An 18,319-nucleotide genomic window follows, 5' to 3' on the forward strand; every position below is an offset into this window, starting at 1 on the left:
CGGCGGATCGTCGAGGAGGCCGTCGCCGCCGGAATTCCGGTGAACTACCTGGCCGTCCGGGTCGCCGAGGACGGCGAATACACCACCTCACTCGAGGACCGCCTCCCTCCGGAACTGGTGGATCCCAGCAGCCTCCACGATCTCGTCGAGGCGCTGCGCGGACCGATGCCCGGCGCGTCGTTCGCGGATCGGGTTGCCGCCGCGACCGAATCGGGCGTCAGGTACGCCCGCGAGTTGCCCGGCCTGCGCGCCCGCGACGGTCGCCCGCTCGCCGTGTCGACCCTGATCACGTACCGCAACGGCGACACCCTGATCCTGACCGAATACGTTCTCTCCGACGCAGCGGACAACGTCGAGGAGGCCACCGTCGTCGCACAGGCTGTCGACACCCGCGTCCGGCAGATCTACCGGGTGCCGGGCACCAACGACGTCTACAGCGAACCGCTGCCGCTGAGCGAGCCCGACGAGCGGGATCGCGCCATGCACGCGGATCGCCTGCGCCCCTTCGCCGTTCTGCATGAGCTGATCCGGCCCCACGGCCACCACATCGGAATGGATCGCCTGGGTAACTTCATCGGTTCCGGCTACGAGGGCGCCTTCGGCGTCTATCTCGGTGCGGGCCCGTTCGATTCGACCGCGGGCGAGGACAGCCACGCCCGGTCCATACGGCTGGCGACCTACGGGCTGACCCGGCACCACATCGCCGCCTACCTCCGGGCATTGGAGGCAACCCGGCCGGTATTCGACAGGAACGGTCACTCCGAGCGGCTGCTGGACATCATCGTGCTGCTCGGGAGCGTCATCGGCACGCCTTTCGAGGAGCCGGAGAAATATTTCGGCACACTGGTTCTGAACGCCGCACCCTGCATCCCCTTCGCCATCGACACCGCCCGATCGCTGGGCGTCCCCGTCGCCGGAGTCACCGACGACCCCGCCCTGCAGCCGTACCAGCTCATCGAGCGCCTTATCGGCGGTTCGAAGAACGGCGAGTTCGCCCGCACGGAAGGCACGGCTCCCGACCGGATCGCCGCCGCCATCGGCGATCCCGGCGATCCCACCGACTCCGCCTTCGTCGTCGTACGCCAAAACGGCGAACAGCACATCCTCGGCATCAGCAAAATCCCGGTCCTGGACGGAGAAAAGAACCCCGACGACCCGTACGACGGGGTCTACGTCTTCGACCCCCTCGTCCACGGCCCCGTTCCCTACGCCGCGTGGAGGGCCGCACAGCCCTACGACAACATCGAGAAGACCTGGGCAATCACCTACGGCTACAACGAGAACGGCGAACTCGAGGCGCTGCCCCCACCCGATGGCGACCTCGGCGACAAGCCCACCGGCAAGATCACCGGACCGCCGGGACATGGTGTGGATCCGGAAGGCGCCGCACCCCGCTCAACGCCGGGCTCGACGACCGGCCATCCGTGGAGTCGCTCGCGGCCCGCGGAAATTCCCGCACGGCCCGGCAATTCGGGAAAACCACCGCGCACCGCAGGTACCTCCACGCCATGGACTGCTCAGCAGTCCGCGACGCCGTGGTCGTCTTCCCTTGCCTCGCAGCGATATCCGGCGGATTCGCCGCGAGCCGCGGACCCGGGCACGGGCGAACCACCGGTCGCGACTCCGACACCGAGCGCACCCGGTGACACGCACACGTATCCCGAAACGACTCCGCCGCCGAGCACCGGCGCCCGGCCGGCCCATCTGAGCACCTACCTGCCGGAGGACCCCCCGCTAACCGAGACCGAACGCGAACTCGCCGCGCGCCGCGGGACGTCCGGTCCGGCCGCCGGACGCGCGAGGAAACCGGGAAGGCTGCTCGGGACGCTTCGTCGGCGGCCCACCCCCGCCACCGACGGCAGCGGCCCACCCCAGAATTCCCCGGTGTGCGAGATCACCTGCGGCGTCGATTCTCTGGACTCGGCCAACACCTTCTACCGGGACCAGCGCACCGACGACAACCCGGCCATCGCGATCACCGACGAACTCCGCGACAACGAGGACGGCGTCCCCGCGACGGCCATCGGCTATCTGGCCCGCGGGCGGAACCGCTTCCTGCACAACGGCCAACTGGGCCTGAATGCCTGGCTGGCCGAAGAGCCCGGCCGGGGCGCTCTGCTGTTCGAGACCTACCGAGACGGTGTCCCCTCGCCGACCGGCGGCCACGCCGTCTTCGTCGCCAACGTCAACGGCGCCCTCTACCGCTTCGACGACGGCATCCCCACCCCCTTCACACCCGCCGCCCCTGGGATCGTCGCCTACAGCCACGCCATCAAGTTCAACCCCGACGGTGCCCCCACCGAACGTATCGCCGACAGCTACGACGCTCCCGCACCCACCGACAAGGACGCACTGCCCGCCGAAACCCCCGAGGAACAGACGGTCACGCGCACACACCGCCCCGCAGACGTCGGCGCGCAACCCGAGGACGGCGCAACACCGAGCGACACCGCACCGGTCGCCGCCGAAAACGAACGGCCGCAGCTGTTGCCGAGGCAGCGCCGGATACTCGCTCTCCTCGCGACGGGGCTCGAGCCCGAGCAGGTTGCGGCGCGGCTCCAGCTGTCGGTCCGTACGGTCGAACTCGATATCGCCGCCGCGGGAGCACGGTTGCGCACCACGGGTGCGACGCCCACGGTTCTGGCGGCGGATCGTGCGGGGCAGCTCGACGACGGCGTGGTCGGTTCCCTGGAACCGCCGGGCGCCGTGGTGCTCTCGGGCGCCGACGCCGAGGCCGACGTGCTCCTCCTGGTGGTGGAAGGCCTGTCGCACGAGGCCATCGGCGGCCAGCTGGGGCTCGACCGGTATCACGTGCGGGGTTACCTCGACCGGCTCTACCGCAAGTTCGGTGTCGACTCCGATGTGCGGCTGGCGCTGGCGGCGCAGCGACTGGGCATCGTCGGGCAGGACGGTGCGATCGATGCCGACTCGATCGCACCGCCGAGCGCGCAGCTCCCCGAATACAGCGGCGTCGCACCCGCCCGATCTCTCACCGTGGATCCCGAATCCCGGAACCGGGTGCCCGAGGTCCCGGAATACGAACTGCTGCCGAGTAATTCGGACGCGCCCTACATTCCCGAGTTGGCCGATGTCCTCGACTGGATGGAGGTGGATTTCAACCACGAAGGAGCGGTCTGTGACCGCTATGGGATGGGTTATACGACCGGCCCGCACGGCGACAACTTCTGGTTCACACCGGGCAGCAGGCGAACGACCCCGTACCCGCAAACGCATATCATGCTGTACAGCACATTCCCGGAGCCCGGGCATTGGGCGTACGCCGCCGGTCACTGGGTCACCGAAGGCGGCCGGGTGAGAGAGATAACCTTCGGTAGCGGACTTGCCACAACGGGCCTGAGCCATCCGAAATACCTGGCCCAATGTCTCCACGACTTCGCCCGGCACATCGACCTCGACGACCCCGGCCTGAGGGTCGACGAGGGGATGCAGGGGGAACTGTGGCGAAAGCAGCGTCCGCCGGGTACACCGAGCTTCGATCAGTTGATCGACAGCGGCGGAGCTCCCATAACGACCGCCGGGCCCGCCGCCGACTCGATGTTCCGGGGCGCTACCAAGGACTTCTGGGTTCAGGTCGAGGAGGTCGTGCCGACCGGCGAGGGCCTGGCTGTCACGGTGTCCGTGGGCCGGGTGCACGGCGCGGAGGGTCGCTGCACCCTCGTCCTGAACCGCCACGAAGGCCTGCGCACCGCCGCGTACGCCCAGCGTGAATTCGGCGAGGACGTCGAGGGGCTCTCCACCGCGATGGAGACTTTCCACGCGCGCGTGGTGAAACCGTGGCTCGACGAATCCGGTGTCACCGCAATGACAACGGAACCGGCGGACGGCTCCCACACCCCTGAGGACGGCTCGAGTTCGGCGCTCCCGGATGCCGCGAACGACCCAGCGGCACAGGAACTTCAGGAACAGACCCTCGACGAGGTAGACGATGATTGGGGGATCACCGATCCTGCCGGACGCGACGCGGTTCGCGTGGCCTACGAGGCGTGCCTGCGCTTCATGGCCCCAACCGTGGTGAAGTACGGCATCACGATGGCCGAAGACAATCGGGCCGGCGCCGCGAACAATACGGGCCTGCACGTGGTCCACCTGCAACGCGATGGTGATGTGTTCGCCCTTGTTGCCCATGCCTGGGACCCGGAAACCTACGACGAGCACTGCATAATCCTTCCCGCCTCCAGACGCCTCATCAAAGCCGCGGTGGACGATGCCAAACGACAGGGCCACGACCTTTCCGGCCTTCCCAGCTGGGCGTACGACCGTGACGCGAAACCGGAACCCGGCGCAAAGGGAGCGCTGGCCGGCCTGACCACGCTGATGCGGCAGCACGGCCTCGACCTGAATTGGCTCGACCTGCAAGACCCCGACGCACAAGAGTCCCGCGAGCAGGTCGTTTTCATCGACATCGGCAGGCAGGGCACCCTGCAGGAAATGTTCAAGGCGCTCTTCCCCGGCATCGAATTCATGGGCCGCTATCTCACGGTCGCGCTCCGCCCGGACGATCCGTCCGGGCTGGACCTGCCCGCCGACGGCGCCTTCCGCCCGAATAAGAAGATCGGCTACGCCACCCACATCCCAGGCTCGCCCGACGGCGACGCACAGTCCTTCGAGGACACGCTCGAATCACCGTTCGCGACACGCGAATCGATGCATCCGATAGAAGACATACTGAACGGCATCCTGTCCAGCTCACGGACAATCACCGTGGACGAAGCCGGCACGATGAGCACCGATCGGACCTTCCAGGTGCCGCCGTTCGACGGCATCAATCCAATCCTGGTCTCCGACGCGTATCGGGATCCGCTGATCCGCTCGGCGGCGAAGGTCGCCATGTTCCGTGCCGTGCACGACCTGGCCCGGACGGTGGCGCGGTGGCGGGACGAGGGCAGGGACTGGCAGGCGCTTCTGGACGAGCATGCCGCCACGGCGACCACGGCAATGCACGCCTGGGTAAAACGCGAAACTACCGATCCGAACCTGACGACGCTGCTGAATTCATACTCGCTTCATACGGATCGTGAGTACATCGGCAAGATCCAAAAATCGTTCGCCGCACACGGCGTTCCCGACGACGCCGCGATCCCCGCGTGGCAGCGGTTCGAACGGCTGCCCGACGATGGCGCCAAGTTGGCGTTCACCAAGGCACTGATCGCCCATCTCGAGGCCGGAACCACCGACGACACCGCGCCGGTCCGGGGAGATCGAATCGAGAACATCCTGCGCGCCATCGACCGGGGGGAGATACCGGAGGCCCGTCCCCGGGATGCGGATAGCCCTGCGCGCGAGGGGGTTTCCGATTCTCCGCCCGCCGTCGCCTCGACACCTGTGCCCGGTACCCAGCAAACGGACCACCGTCTGCGTCCGGGTACGCCGACAGAGCGGGCCTACACCGAGAACCTGTTGCGACTCGAACAGGACACGGCAGCGGCACGGCGGTATGCCGAACTTGTCCGGCACGCGTACCGCCGTGCACCGTTACCCCGGCGCAACGGCGGCCCGCGCCCGCTGGACGCGGTCCGCCTCCCGGACACCGTCGTCGCGCCCGGCATCGAGCACAAGCCGACGCTCGAGCAGTTGGCCATTCTCAACGCCGCCGCGCCGCTGCTGGATTCGAAGATCCTGGCCGACGCCGGAATAACCTGGCTCGGACCGGAATTCGCTACCGCCCGGGATCTGTTGAGCCGGGAATACTCCGAGACTCTGCGCCTGGAGTTGGGCCTGGATGACCAGCGGCTACGCGAATTCCTGTCCGCGATACTGCTCGGATCGCCGGTTCGGCCCGGACTCCTCGAGACGATCCGCGATCAGGCCGACCGGGCGCGCACTGCGCTCGAATCGGCCACCGCATCGAGCCGTCCGGAGCATCGCGCCCTTCGCGAGGCCGAGATCGCCTACCTGACCGTGCTGTCCCGCACGCGGATGCCGGGCGGCGGAGTCCTGGAACACCTCGCCGACCTGGCCGTGGCCCAGCAGCGGTTGGTCGAGGCCCGGCACTCGGCCGAGAATGCCGATGCCGCCACCGGTGTGCCTCGTGCCGTCGGCGTCACGGTGGAACGCGTCACCCTTCCCAACGGCCGCGTTGTCCTCCAGGAAAATTACCCGGACGCCAGGGGGCTGGCGTCGTTGGTTCCGCTGTGGGACACGGTCGGCGAGGCACTTGGCGTCACGGTGGGCGAATCGGCCGTTCGAGGCTCGGTGGTACGCAGGGAGATCGTGCCGGAACCTGCCGATCCCGCGTCACCGGAGGGTTTGCGGCGGGGGATATACGACGTCATTCGCGGCGTCGAGAGTGTGTATTCGGCGCAGCTGGTACAGCGATTCCCGGACGGTGCGGTGCGCTGGCTGGAGCATGGCCTCCCCAGGTCGGTCGTTACCGAACTATGGCGGCAGGCTTCCTACCTGACGGATGCGTTCATAGATCGGGAGGTGTACCCCGAGTTTCTGCGGATGATGGAGATTTTCGCCGCGGCGGACCGGCACAGCATACTCAGCGAGGCGGAGCTGATGGATCGTACCGGCCTGACTCCTGCCGCACAGGAAAAGGCCCGGGTGGTCGGGAGATTCAGGGGTAAGTATCCGCATATCGAGGTTACCGGTTACGACCACATGGAGGTGTCGCTCGTCGCAGTTTCGGATTCGCTGCGCGCACTGGACGACATGTTGACCAGATACCCCGGATCGACCGATATCAATGAGGTGGACTTCGAGTTCGCCGGCCGCACGCGCCGCAGGCGCCGCAGGCGCCGCATGATGAGAACCTACCGGGGGCACCTCGGGACCGCGATCATAATCGATCGAGATGACGCCGCCGATCCAGATTCGACCGCCCTGGCCTATAAGCAGAGCGTTCTGCATAACTATCTCCCGCGCGGGACCGGTCACGCCTTCTACGACAACATGGTGCACGAATTCGTCCATGCCATGCTGCGCTTCCGCGAAGGCTGGCTGACCGGGGATTTGATTCGGCTCGCTCGATACGACGCAGTCTCGAACATGCTGACCGTCACCCATGCTATGCTGCACAGTTTCGGACACATTTCCCTATCCAGGGCTGAATGGGTCGGCTTGCTCCCTGATCTTTCGAAAGTCAGCGACGACGAGGCGAATTCCGTCGGATTCATGGAGAATGAAATCCTGGGCGGGATGGTCGGCAGTCCGCAATGGGCGATTCACCATTTTGAGGCCACCGGCGAGTATCCGAAGGTCACTCCGGAACTCCGGGTGCGGTTGCCGCGGCGGTATGCGCAGCCGGCCGAGCTACCGTTCCAGACCGGTCCGGTCGCCGCCGTGCTACGGCAGCTGTACGGCCGGGAGATACTCCATCCCGAACCGGAGGCGAAGGTTACCCTGCAGGCATTGGCAGATGCGGCCGGTTCGGAGATCTTCCGAGTGCACGAGCGGCACGTCCACACGACGTACAAACAGCTCCGCACGCTGGTCGGAAAACTGTCCGAAATGGGCCGCGGTTCGTCCGCGGTGGTGGCCGATATCAGCTACACCGGCGACGGGCACGATTTCGAGAACGGGCAGTTGTACGTTCTACACTTGGGCTACGACGGCATCTTCCGCACCTCCGATCCGCAGACCGGCGAATGGCATCCACTGATACCGGACGAACTCGATCGCGCTCCCGGAATTCTCCGGCACGCCATCGTGTTACAGCCTCCCGCAGATTCGTCGCCTCCGGTCGATTCGAGCACCGTTGTCCTCGATCCGGGGCTATTCGACGAGGTCGACGAGCCTCTCGGCACTCCGCGGGCCGACGGCCCGACGGTCGGTACCGCCATCACCGACCTACAGGGCAGATCGCGTTACGAAAACCCAGCTCGGTACCACCGCGCCCTCGTCGCGTACGGCACAACCGACGAGAACGGCCTGTTCTTCCACGCCAAGGCCAGCCCGGCCACGCCGCGCGATGGCGAAATCCAAGGGCCGCCCGGCAATCCGGAGCCGACCGAAGGCCCGCAAGACATGACTGCGCGCCTTCGGCGGTACGGACCGGTCGCGGTGACAGAGGTGCTCCGTCAGATCGATCTCGAGCTGCGTTCCATGACGGACTCGGAACGATCCGGAGCCGCAACACATCCCGAGCTCGGCAACCTGCTCGACTGGTTCACGCGTCGACTCGCCCACGAAGCGGTGGCCCAGGAGCTGGCGGGCAGGACGACAACCCCCGCCGAGCGTGCGGGGTGGCATGCCACCGTAGCCGCAATGGGCGACGAACTCGCCAGCATTGTTGGGCTGCAACAGCCGGGGACCGCTTGGGTAAGCCCTGCCAGCAGCGACCCGCTCCACGAGTTGCGTAAAATCAGCAGGCGCGACGACGCTCCCCGCGAAATCAAGCATCTGGTCGAGACAGTAACCAATTTCCTGAAACTCGACGACATCGCGGCCGCCGTCGAACCCGTGCACGAGCTGATGGCCGGATGGCCGGTAGCCGGGCAGGCCGATGCGGCGGTGGCGCTGGCGTGGGAGCTTGCCGTGCGGACCCGCGCCAATGATGGTGGGACGCCGCATATTTCAGGAACAATACATGGAGAGCTCGGCAACCGGTGGGTGCGGATCGGGGTTAGCGATGTCGGTCGCGACCTACCCGTCCGCCCGGGTGAGGGCGAGGATGTCAACGAACCGGGCTGGCCCGTAGTCGACCAGCTGGACATCAAGGCCAAGTCGTGGGGGTGGGAGCTGCCGCACTCCGGCGGAAAGACGGTGTGGTTCAAGCTCTTCGAGAATAACGGTCCGGAGGATCCCTCCCGGGTGACGGGCGCACCGGATGTCGATCTGACATTCGAGCAGGGCGCGGTGGCGCAGGGTACAAGCACGGCCCGGCATGCGGCGGAGGAGTTTTTGGCAGCATCCGGCTATCCGGACGATCTGCAACGCTACCTACTGCTCGTCCTGGTGTCGGAGTTCGTCGGCAACGTCGACAGATACGCCCCCGAGGGCGGGGCCCGCATGCGGATTCGGCGCTCGGGTAACACGTTCCACTTCGAGATAGCCGATGCAAGCCGACGTCTGCCGATACGGCAGCCGGCGAGCGAGTCGGATCTCGGCCTGTTCGAGGAACACGGCCGCGGCATCGCATTGCTGGAGTCCCTCTCCCGCGCCTGGGGCGTCACCCTGGAACGAGAGGGAGGCAAGACCCTGTGGTTCGACGTCGAAATGAACGACCCGACCGACAGTGCCCACGACCAGCCGCCCGAAAACCCGCCCCCCTCCGAACCACCCGCCCAGCATCATCACCAACAGCCCGCCGCCGATCCGACACCCGGTGACGACGCCCACGCCCACACCGCCACCCCAGATCCGCGCGACTCCCCGTATTCGGACCTCCACGATTGGGCCGCAACGCTTTCCGACGATGCCGCCTATCCGTTGATAGCTAGCCTCCGGTCGGAGATCGACGATCATCTCGTCGCCTTCGGACGCGGCGAGCTGCCACCGGCCGATCCCGCGATCGCCCAGTGCCGAGTGCTCAACGCCTTGGTCGACGAGCAATTCCGGCGGTTGGACTCGGCTCCGGGCATCGACTCGAATTCCGACTATCCGGCGCTGTTCGCCCTCGGTCGGGACCTGGAGGCTCGACTGTCCTCGGCACGCGAGTTGTACTCCGCTGCCGACAGCCTGTTCGACCTGTTAGGGACGTTCACACCGGAAGCCCACGCCGCGGGTGAAAGCTTGTCCGCTCCGCACCGCGCGCTCGATGTATTCGACCGTCTCCCCACAGAAATCGGCGACCTGATCGACAACCTGGAGCGGGCCCGGCAGACGATTCCGTGGTCGGCCGAGACCGAACTGTCCGCCTCAGGGCGTGCGGTCGCAGACGAGCATCGGATAGCGACAGAGCAGGCGCTGCGCACCGCAAGGGATTTCACGGCTTCGTTCGACAACTCGACAGAGTTGCGCGGTACGGGGTGGCACGAGTACGTGGATGCATATCTCGCGTCACGATCGGACACCGATTTCGACGCGGCCGTCGCCCGCGCGGCCCGAGCGCTGGCGGCGCACCAGGATGCCTTCGCCGCGGCGCTACACGGATCGAATCGGGAGGTCGCAGCCACGGCATTACGGCTCCTGCCGGCGATGACCGAATTCGCCGAATATCTCATGACACGCACCCGCGATACCGAGCGCTCGACCGAGTTCGTACGTTCAACATTCATGACGTACCGGGCCGCGGCTATCCGTCTACCCCAAATACCATCTCTCCGAGAAGCCGCTCACGCTATACGCTCACTACGCGAACTGACCGTTGTAAACAACCAATTCGAGAAACCCCATAAAAGATCAATTTTATTCCGAGGTGATACACTCGGTCAACTCGGCGAGAGTACCGGATTCCCCGATCTGCTGCGGCTTACGACATCGCAACTCGACCGGCACGCCACCGCAGCGGACGCTGGTGAAGACACTTCCCGACCCGATCATCAGGCCGAATTCGACGGCCGAACCTTCCACAACCTGGTGTCGAACGGTTACAGGGTCGAAGATATCGCGGCCGCAATCGCCGAGGAGGTGCGCGTAAATCACACCAACCGAATAGCGATCGACCTGACCGATATCGACTTCCTCCCGGTAGATCTCGGCACCCACCTCCGCCGGAATCCCATATCCGGCCTGGACGAGGTGACCACGATCGAAAGCACCGGGCTGATCGTTCGAATATACTCCAGCGACGCGGCCTTCACCATGCCGTCCGATGTTTCCGGAAATATCATCGTGCACGATCTTCCGAAGATACGCGAGCTGGAGAAGCGCGTTGGTACGCATTCGGACGACAGCACCGTCGGCGGGCTCATAATTGCGGCAGAAACCACATATAGAGCACCCGCGCAGGACGCACACGAAAGCGTGTCCCTCACGCTGCATTCGATCCACTCGACGGGGCCATCACACAATGCGATGAAAAAGGAGAGCGAATCTCCCGAGGTATGCGATATCGAGGTGAACGGTACGGTCATCCAATGCAGGATACAATACCGATTCCAGGAAAGCGGAGATTTCGCCCTCAAGGTGTTCTACAAAGACGCCGACGTGAGCGATCCGACCATCGACATCGTCCGCTGGATGATCGACACCGCTTTTATCGATCACTTTCCCGGCAGGGTCATATCGGTGTTCGAATTCTTTGACAACAGCGGTTCTCCCACGGTGATGCGCGAGGTTCCGCGAACAATCGGCCCCGGCGCCGCGACCGGACACAGCCAACAACAAGCCGATTCGCCGCCATCCACCGCCGGGCGCGGCGAAGACCATGCGGCGGCACCGGGAGACAGAGACGTCTTCCTTCCCGAGGAACGCGCGGCGATCGACGAACTCAAGGCGAAGTTGCTGACGATCCGCGACCCCCAGGGAAATCAGGTCTTCGCCGACATCATCGCCCGATGGCCGGATCCCGAGCCCGGCGAATCATACGGCCCCGACTGGTTGGTCAGCAGGCGGCGGGAATTATTCGAAGCACTGAAAGACAAGCGGTTCAGGGACGCATGGGAGGTCCGGCTCACGCCCCTCGACATCCTCGAGATGAAGCGGGTCGTCCGGCGTGCACCCGCGTACCTGACGCTGGCCGCGGGAGCGGCATTCCTGTTGAAGGTCGAGCAGCTACTGCGGGTACCCGGCGCGACTCCGGGGCCGCTGATGTTCACCCAGCTACGGCGGTTGTCGGCAGACGAGATGCTCGAGACCGAGAAGTTCCAGACACTCCGCCGGGGACACCCGGAACAGTCCAGCACCCCCGGGATCGAGAATGACAGCAGCCCCGTTCAACAGATGCTGCGTAGAACATCGGGCGACGAAATCCCGCAAATCGTGGCCATCCTGCTGGGCTATCTGGGCTACCTCGGACCGAGACTCATCCTGGATATCGATGTCGACCGAACAGAGGCCGTGCTCGGACCGGACGACGCAGCACGCTGGCGGCCACTGTATGACCATTACCAGAAAGCCTTGTGGGCGGTAGGATTTCCCGACCTCAGAAGGCTGGAGCCCGGGTCGGTTCCCTATCGGCAAGCGCGGGCCTGGTTTCTCGATCTCTTCGTCAGGACCGCCTCCCCCACCCTATACCAGTTCTACCTGGACCAGATCATCGATCCCTACGTAGCCAAAAATTTCCGCCGCGAGCTGCGGATACTGGCGAGGAATCTGCGCAACGATCTCCGCACCCGCCTCCCGCACGCCGGGCGTGCCGACGACCATGGCACCGAGCAGCCATCCGACGTCGGCGAAACCCCCCCGGGCCGCATCCGAACAGCCCGACCCGCAACTCGGCAATCGCCTCGCGGACACAGTGTTTCGTGAGGTGGGTGAATTGGTGGGTGAGGATCGAGCCGCCCGCCGGATCGCCGCGGAGGCCTTCGCGCAGGCCGGGCACCTCTGCCACCACGGCCTGGCTCAACGGCGGCACCGCCACCGCGCTGCCCTCCCTGCAGTACCGGTCCGGGCATGCCCTGCGGCTGCGTGCGGCGACGCTGTCCATCGCCCCGGGGCAGGCCGCGGCCGCGATCGTCAATATCGGTTACCACCACCCCGCCGATGCCCCGAAGGCCGAGGCGGCTTCCACAAGCTACGCCGAGGCCGGCGGATACGAGACGGCGCGAGATATCGCTGCCTACAACGCAACACGGGAATACTGGGCCGGCGGCGGTCCGCGCGCATCTGCTCACCCTGTGCGGGCACAGCTACGGCTCGACCACCGTCTGCGAAGCCGGGGCCGGGGGGCACCTGGCCGGGGAGATCGATCAGGTGATCCTGACCGGGTCACCCGGCGCGGGTTCGATGTCTCATGCGAGTGAGTTCGGCATCGGGGACAACGTGTATGTCTTCTCGTCCTACCGGGATTGGCTGACCTATCTGGGCGCGGCCACCCCCGGTAGTCGCGGGCGGGTGTTCAGCCGCGGATTGGGCCCGGACCCGGCTACCGAGGCCTGGGGCGCGATCCGCGTCGACGCCGAAACGCCGCGCAACCCCGAATTCCGCCATCAGATGGCGATCCATCAGGGCTACAACGCCTTTGCCGCGGCGGACTCCGAAGAGCAGACCGTGCCGCTGCACAATCAGGCCCTGATCGTCTCCGGCGCCGCACACCTGGCCACCAGGGCCGAGCACCACCCCAACCGGCTCGACCCAGCGCGTCGTCAGCGAATCCTCACGCTCCCACACGATCCGGAGCGTAGCCGGAAGGCGTCGGTCGCGAGCACCGCGCCCGACGACGGGACCGCCTGGTCGGGCGCCGACCTGCGCGCCGAGTTTGCCGACCTCATCGATGCCCCGGCCCTGATTCCCCGCATCGGGCGCACCGACGGCACCGGCCTGTCGCCCGAGGCTCGAACAACAAGCCCGCGCCGCAACCCGGATCCGTCAGCACTACACCCCGACGGAATTCCGGTCGGTCCCCTGCTCCTACGCCACAGTCCAGAGGGCGACCGTGGCGATACGCGGCCGGGTACCGGCTCCAACGACGGCGGGCACGGCGGACTTCCCGGCAGTCTCCAGTCGGTACCGGATGTCGACGAGCTCAGATCGCTGCTGCTGCAGTATCCGTCGTTCTGGTATTTCGCCGATCTGCCGCAGGCGCCGCCCGGCGCGCTCGTCGGGCCCGAGTGGCTTGCCAGCGAGGAGCGGCGCCGGTGGTACCGGCACCGATTCATGATGCGAGCGCCCATATATGCGCTCTCGGCGGCGGCAATTCTTGCAGAATTGGAGCTCGAGCGGTTGCTGGGCATGCCGAATGTGCCGTATGGCCCGCGACTGTTCCACCAGCAACGGCTCCTGCTACCCGGCGAGGAATTTCCTGTCTCGAAATTCCCCACGATGCCCGCCGGAACCCCGGAGAGCCCTAGCAGTCGCGATTCCGCGGCCCGGTCGAACCCGGGTGGGCGGCTGTTGCGCCGTACTTCCGGCGACGAGCTCCCCCAGGTGAAGCAGATTTGGGACGGCCAAATGGACTACATGGCGGCCCGACCCAATATCCCGATCGAAACCGAGCTGATGCGACAGTACCTCACCGAGCAGGAATACAACCTCTTCATCCAAATTCCTCGTAGAGGTCTGTTTACGCCACACTTCCCGGGCGAACGGGCCCTCGAGCCGCACTCACCCGAATTCATGCTGACCCGGTTCTGGGCCGATGTCCTGTTCCACAAGACGGCCTGGCGCGGCTGGGAGGAACAGTACCTCCGGAAAGTCGTCGGCCCCTTTCTCCGCCATGAAGGCGTCGCCGCGATTCGCGCATACCCCGCCGATTTCCGAAATGCGTACCACGACCGGGAGCGACGCGGGCATCAAACTTCCCCAAGCTAGAGCGAATTTACAGCGAAACAGCGCTCATCTGCTTGGCGATGGTGTTTGCAGCATTTACGCGTTCGGGGTAAGGGTTTTTGGGGTCGGGGGCTGCTTGGCATCTCTCGTAGTGCTGAGCGAAGGCCGAGGCAGCGTCGGCCGGATTCGACGCGGCCCGGAGCTGACTGTAGGCGCCCGATTCGCTACCGCCCATTTCCTTCATCATGAAATCGACCTGAACCTGCCACTTGCTCGGCGACTGCTTTTGCGAGGCAGCATACTGCTGCAGATCCGTCAGGCGACCGCCTTCCCACTGGCACAGGCCGAAGGCTCCCTCGCCGGAGTTGAACGCGCCGGTGTCGAGGCTGGATTCGACCATCATGTTGCCCACGACTCCGGCTGCCTGGGCGGGGGTCAGGTGGTACTTGTTTATCAGATACTGGTAGATCTCCTGCGCCGTGGCCTTCTGGCCGCCGGTGAGCTCGACCGCCGCGGCACCCTTCGACCACGGCGTGCTCCCGGCCGAGGCCAGCTTCGAATCGATGCTCGCCGGTGTGGCACCCGGAGCACTGAGCGACACCGCGAGCGAAACCATTTGCTCGTGTGCCTTCTCGATAATGGCGCTGATGTCGTCGAGCGCGTCGATCAGCGCATCACCCACTGTTGCTTGAATATCCGGCGACAGGTATTTCTGCCCCGGCGACGGAGCGGGTGTGCTTTTCAGCGTCGTCACCAGCTTGCTCACCCGGTTCTCGATATCCGACCAGGCGTTCCCCGGAATGGTGCCCGCCTGAAAGGCCGAGTCGCCGACGATCACATCCTGGCCCGCGAGCGTGGATTTGATCTTGTCCAGCGAGGAATGCTTCGTCTCGTAGTCCGCTGCCATCACGGTCTTGCCTGCGTTCACCTTCGCCAGACCGTTGTTCTGAAGCAGCTCGGCGAAATTCGGCGCCTTCTCCGGATGCCCCGCGCCGAGCTGATCAACCGCGTCCTGCGCGCACTGATGCGCGTCCGCGATGAGTTCCGGCCAACCCGGTCTGACGCCGGCCGGAACGGGAAATGTTTCGACGATGTGCCCGGCATCCGCGCTCGACCCCATCAGGCAGCACCGCCCTCCCGCTCGTCATCATCCGATACGGTTGAGTATCGGCCATTCTCCGCGATGGGAAACCGAACGCAGTGAGCGCACGTGCACGGGCGTCGAGCACTCCCTCGATGCCGGCGCGAATTCGCCGATGGCCAGCTGGCGGCCGGAGAATCCCGGATACGGATACAGCGACAAGAGGGTCGAGGTGTAGTCGTCGCGATTGTCGAGGAGGCGCACCGTGATCGTGGTCGAGGCGCCCGTCAGCAGGCGCTCGTTGGCGCTCGCGAGGCGCTCGCGATCGTCGGGATGAAATACGTCCACCGGCGAGGACAATCCATACCACCGCACCCACGGCGCGGGATCGGTGAGCCAGTGCGAGATGCTGGCGTGCTCCACCTGCAGCACACCGAGATGATTGCCCGCGCGCCGGTGTGCCTCGCGCAGGGCCACCCGCTCGAGCGCCGCCGACTGCGGGGGAACCACGTCCTCCCCCAGGTCCTCGATGAGCCACCAGGCCCCGCGGGTGCGCATGTCGTCGCGGGCACGGATCGACACCCGCCACCGTCCCCGCATTCCGACCGTCACATCGAACTGCATCGCTCCGCCCTGGCCGGGCTCGTACAGCAGATCCAGCAGCTCGGCGTGCTGCTCGAAGTCCGTCCACCGCTGGAACATCTCGGCGATCGACATGATCGGCTGGTACTCCGGCAGGGACATGCCGGAGAACCTCGCCACCTCCACCGGCAGGGACAGCGTCTGCGATGCCAGATCCCAGATCCCGCCCACGGCCGAACCCGACCGTGGCGCGCGCTGGTGCGCCGGGCTCAGCCCGAACCGCACCGCGTGCACCTCGCCGGCGGGGCCCAGCACCGGCCGCACCAGGAGCGCATACATTCCCGCGCCGGTCCGGACAGGAATATCGACGGCCACCGCACTGTGCCGGGCCGAGGCGATTTCGGCGATGACGCGATCGGTCGTCAGGCCGTCGTATACCGCCGGCATCTTGCTCAGCAGCCGCTGGACCACCCGGTGCGATCCGGAGAAGTCCCGCGGCTCCGCACCCACCGAGACGGCGGACATACCCTCGGGTGCCAGGGTCTCAATCGTCACCCAGGGAATGTCGCGCATCACAGTCATTTGATGCATACAACTCGGCGTCGTCCTCGGAAACATCCGCCATTGTACGTAGACCGTAGGTTTCACCAGGCCGCAACAGACCGGACCGAATGGTCCGAATCCGCCAGGGATACCCGTTCGGCCCCTGCTGAGGCCTGGCTACCCGGTGGAACATACGGGCCTCGAGGCGTTGCAGTACCCCTTGTTGCCGTTGGGGGCGACATTGGGACCGCCCGGCTGCGGCTGCGGGGACACGAGCCCGGGGATCCACAGCAGCGCACCGTCACCCAGCCATTCGGTGAAACCGGCGCCCGGCGGCGGCGGCACGATCACCTGCCCCGGGGCGGGGCGTGAATCCGCCGGCGGGTTGTTCTGGGACCCGTCGTGCGGGAGGGTGGAGGAACCCTGCGGATGCTGGGACTGGTTGTAATGCGGGATCACGTGGGGCGGCGCGGCCAGGGCCGGATCCGAGAACGCATACCCCGGAGTCGAATGTTCGGATTGCGAATCAGCGGAGCCCGAATTCCCGAGCGACGAATAACTCGGACCGTCGTGGTTCGTCCCGTTGTCCGAACGCTCGAAACTCGAGGTCCCGGGGTGCATGCTGTCGCCACCGCCGCCTCCACCGCCGCCTCCGCGTCCGGATCCTGGTTGCGCGGCTGCGAATCCGGCCGAGCCGATCGACACGGCCACCGCCACCGCGACGCAGGTCAGGAATCGCGAGCCGAACGGGTTGCGCTGTGTTCCACTTTCGTGTGACACGCTCATCTTCGTACCGTCCATCGACGTCGTGAACTGCCCAGCCCCTGCCTGCCGACGTCAATCTCTCGGGCAGGGTGGCGAAAATTACACACTGAACGTACCGCTAATTAGCGGCACGTTAAAGTAGTGTTCTCAGGGCTGGAGAGTGGACGGGACGGACTCAGGCGCCCGAGAGGATATCGGTCAGATCGGTGTCGCCCTCGAGGTATCGGGCAACGAACCTGTCGACGAGTTCGGCGGTGGTCTTCGCGGCGACCGCACGGGTCACCACCAGCTGCTCAGTGAGCGTGGCCAGGTCCTGCGAACCGCGCTCGGACTCCCGGAACGTGACCAGCGCCGTGCGATGGAACAGTTCGACCACACGCCGGGCGACGCGGTCGCAGTCCACCCGCAGCCGCTCGAGCTCGCCGAGCACATCCCCCGTGGGGATGCCGATCGTGGTCAGCTGCCCGACCACGTGCACCAGGTCCCGATCGGCGATCCGGTAGTTGGCGGCATCGACCGGCTCGTAGAGCCCGAGGCTGACCACCCGCGCCAGGCCGTGCGGCAGGTCGCCGTAGAGCCGCTCGAGCTCGGTGGCGGCTATCGTCTCGTCGGACGACGGCTCGGTATCGTGCGCGCCTTCGGCATTGGCGACACCCAGGATGTCACCGAGATCGTCCCCGCGATCCCATGCCTCCAGCAATTCGCGGATGCCGTTAAGCTTGATCCCCCGGTCCAGCAGCCGGCCGATGGTGTGTACCCGGTTGAGATGGTCGGGGCCGTAGAAGCCCGTGCGCCCACGGACCTCGGGCGGTGGCAGCACCCCGCGTTCGTGATAGACCCGCAGGCTACGCACCGTTGTACCCGCCGCACGCGCGAGCTCATCGATCGTGTACTCCACACCCGCCGCCATATCTCAAGCAAACCACATCTCGGACCACCTGCCCCTTACCACGGGCTCTCCGTCAAGAGTAGCCGCAACCAGGCTGTCCCATCACCCGACGCACCATCGATTGATGTCACATTCACGGAACACCTTCCCACCGTTGGATATTCGGGCGTTCCAGGGCTCGGTAA

At 65.9% G+C, this 18,319-nt stretch carries 6 protein-coding genes (1 of these 6 only partly in view); 2 read left to right on the top strand and 4 right to left on the bottom strand.

Features of this window, described 5'->3' with window-relative positions:
- Nucleotides 1-12,315 carry the 3' portion of a protein phosphatase 2C domain-containing protein gene (locus ABH933_RS35375; RefSeq protein WP_429424364.1) on the top strand. 17,781 nt of this gene lie to the left of the window's left edge, so 12,315 of the gene's 30,096 nt are visible here — the last part of the coding sequence; the start codon falls outside the window, past its left edge; it ends in the stop codon at nt 12,313-12,315.
- 234 nt (nt 12,316-12,549) lie between these two features.
- The gene (locus ABH933_RS35380) at nt 12,550-14,316 is read left to right on the top strand and encodes a sugar transferase (RefSeq protein ID WP_429455213.1); all 1,767 of its coding nucleotides are present in this window, start codon (nt 12,550-12,552) and stop codon (nt 14,314-14,316) included.
- A gap of 7 nt (nt 14,317-14,323) precedes the next feature.
- On the opposite strand, the gene ABH933_RS35385 is transcribed toward ABH933_RS35380, so the two are convergent.
- The 4 genes from ABH933_RS35385 to ABH933_RS35400 form a co-directional block, all read right to left on the bottom strand.
- Nucleotides 14,324-15,394, bottom strand: coding sequence for a phage tail tip lysozyme (locus ABH933_RS35385; protein ID WP_429424360.1), 1,071 nt, complete (start codon nt 15,392-15,394; stop codon nt 14,324-14,326).
- A 27-nt stretch (nt 15,395-15,421) separates the two neighbouring features.
- Nucleotides 15,422-16,492, bottom strand: coding sequence for a GAF domain-containing protein (locus ABH933_RS35390; protein WP_429424358.1), 1,071 nt, complete (start codon nt 16,490-16,492; stop codon nt 15,422-15,424).
- Nucleotides 16,493-16,657: 165 nt separating this feature from the next.
- Nucleotides 16,658-17,266 (bottom strand): hypothetical protein, encoded by a 609-nt coding sequence (locus tag ABH933_RS35395; RefSeq protein ID WP_429424356.1) that lies wholly within the window; start codon nt 17,264-17,266, stop codon nt 16,658-16,660.
- A 154-nt stretch (nt 17,267-17,420) separates the two neighbouring features.
- Nucleotides 17,421-18,143 (bottom strand): MerR family transcriptional regulator, encoded by a 723-nt coding sequence (locus ABH933_RS35400; RefSeq protein WP_429424354.1) that lies wholly within the window; start codon nt 18,141-18,143, stop codon nt 17,421-17,423.
- Nucleotides 18,144-18,319: the final 176 nt, after the last annotated feature.

This window comes from Nocardia sp. GP40 (assembly GCF_050434125.1).
Lineage (GTDB): Bacteria > Actinomycetota > Actinomycetes > Mycobacteriales > Mycobacteriaceae > Nocardia > Nocardia albiluteola.

Excerpts from the sequence above, each read along its gene's own strand:
- ABH933_RS35395 (WP_429424356.1), bottom strand. The coding sequence starts at position 17,266 with ATGAGCGTGTCACACGAAAGTGGAACACAGCGCAACCCGTTCGGCTCG.
- ABH933_RS35385 (WP_429424360.1), bottom strand. The coding sequence starts at position 15,394 with ATGGGGTCGAGCGCGGATGCCGGGCACATCGTCGAAACATTTCCCGTT.
- ABH933_RS35380 (WP_429455213.1), top strand. The coding sequence starts at position 12,550 with ATGCCCCGAAGGCCGAGGCGGCTTCCACAAGCTACGCCGAGGCCGGCG.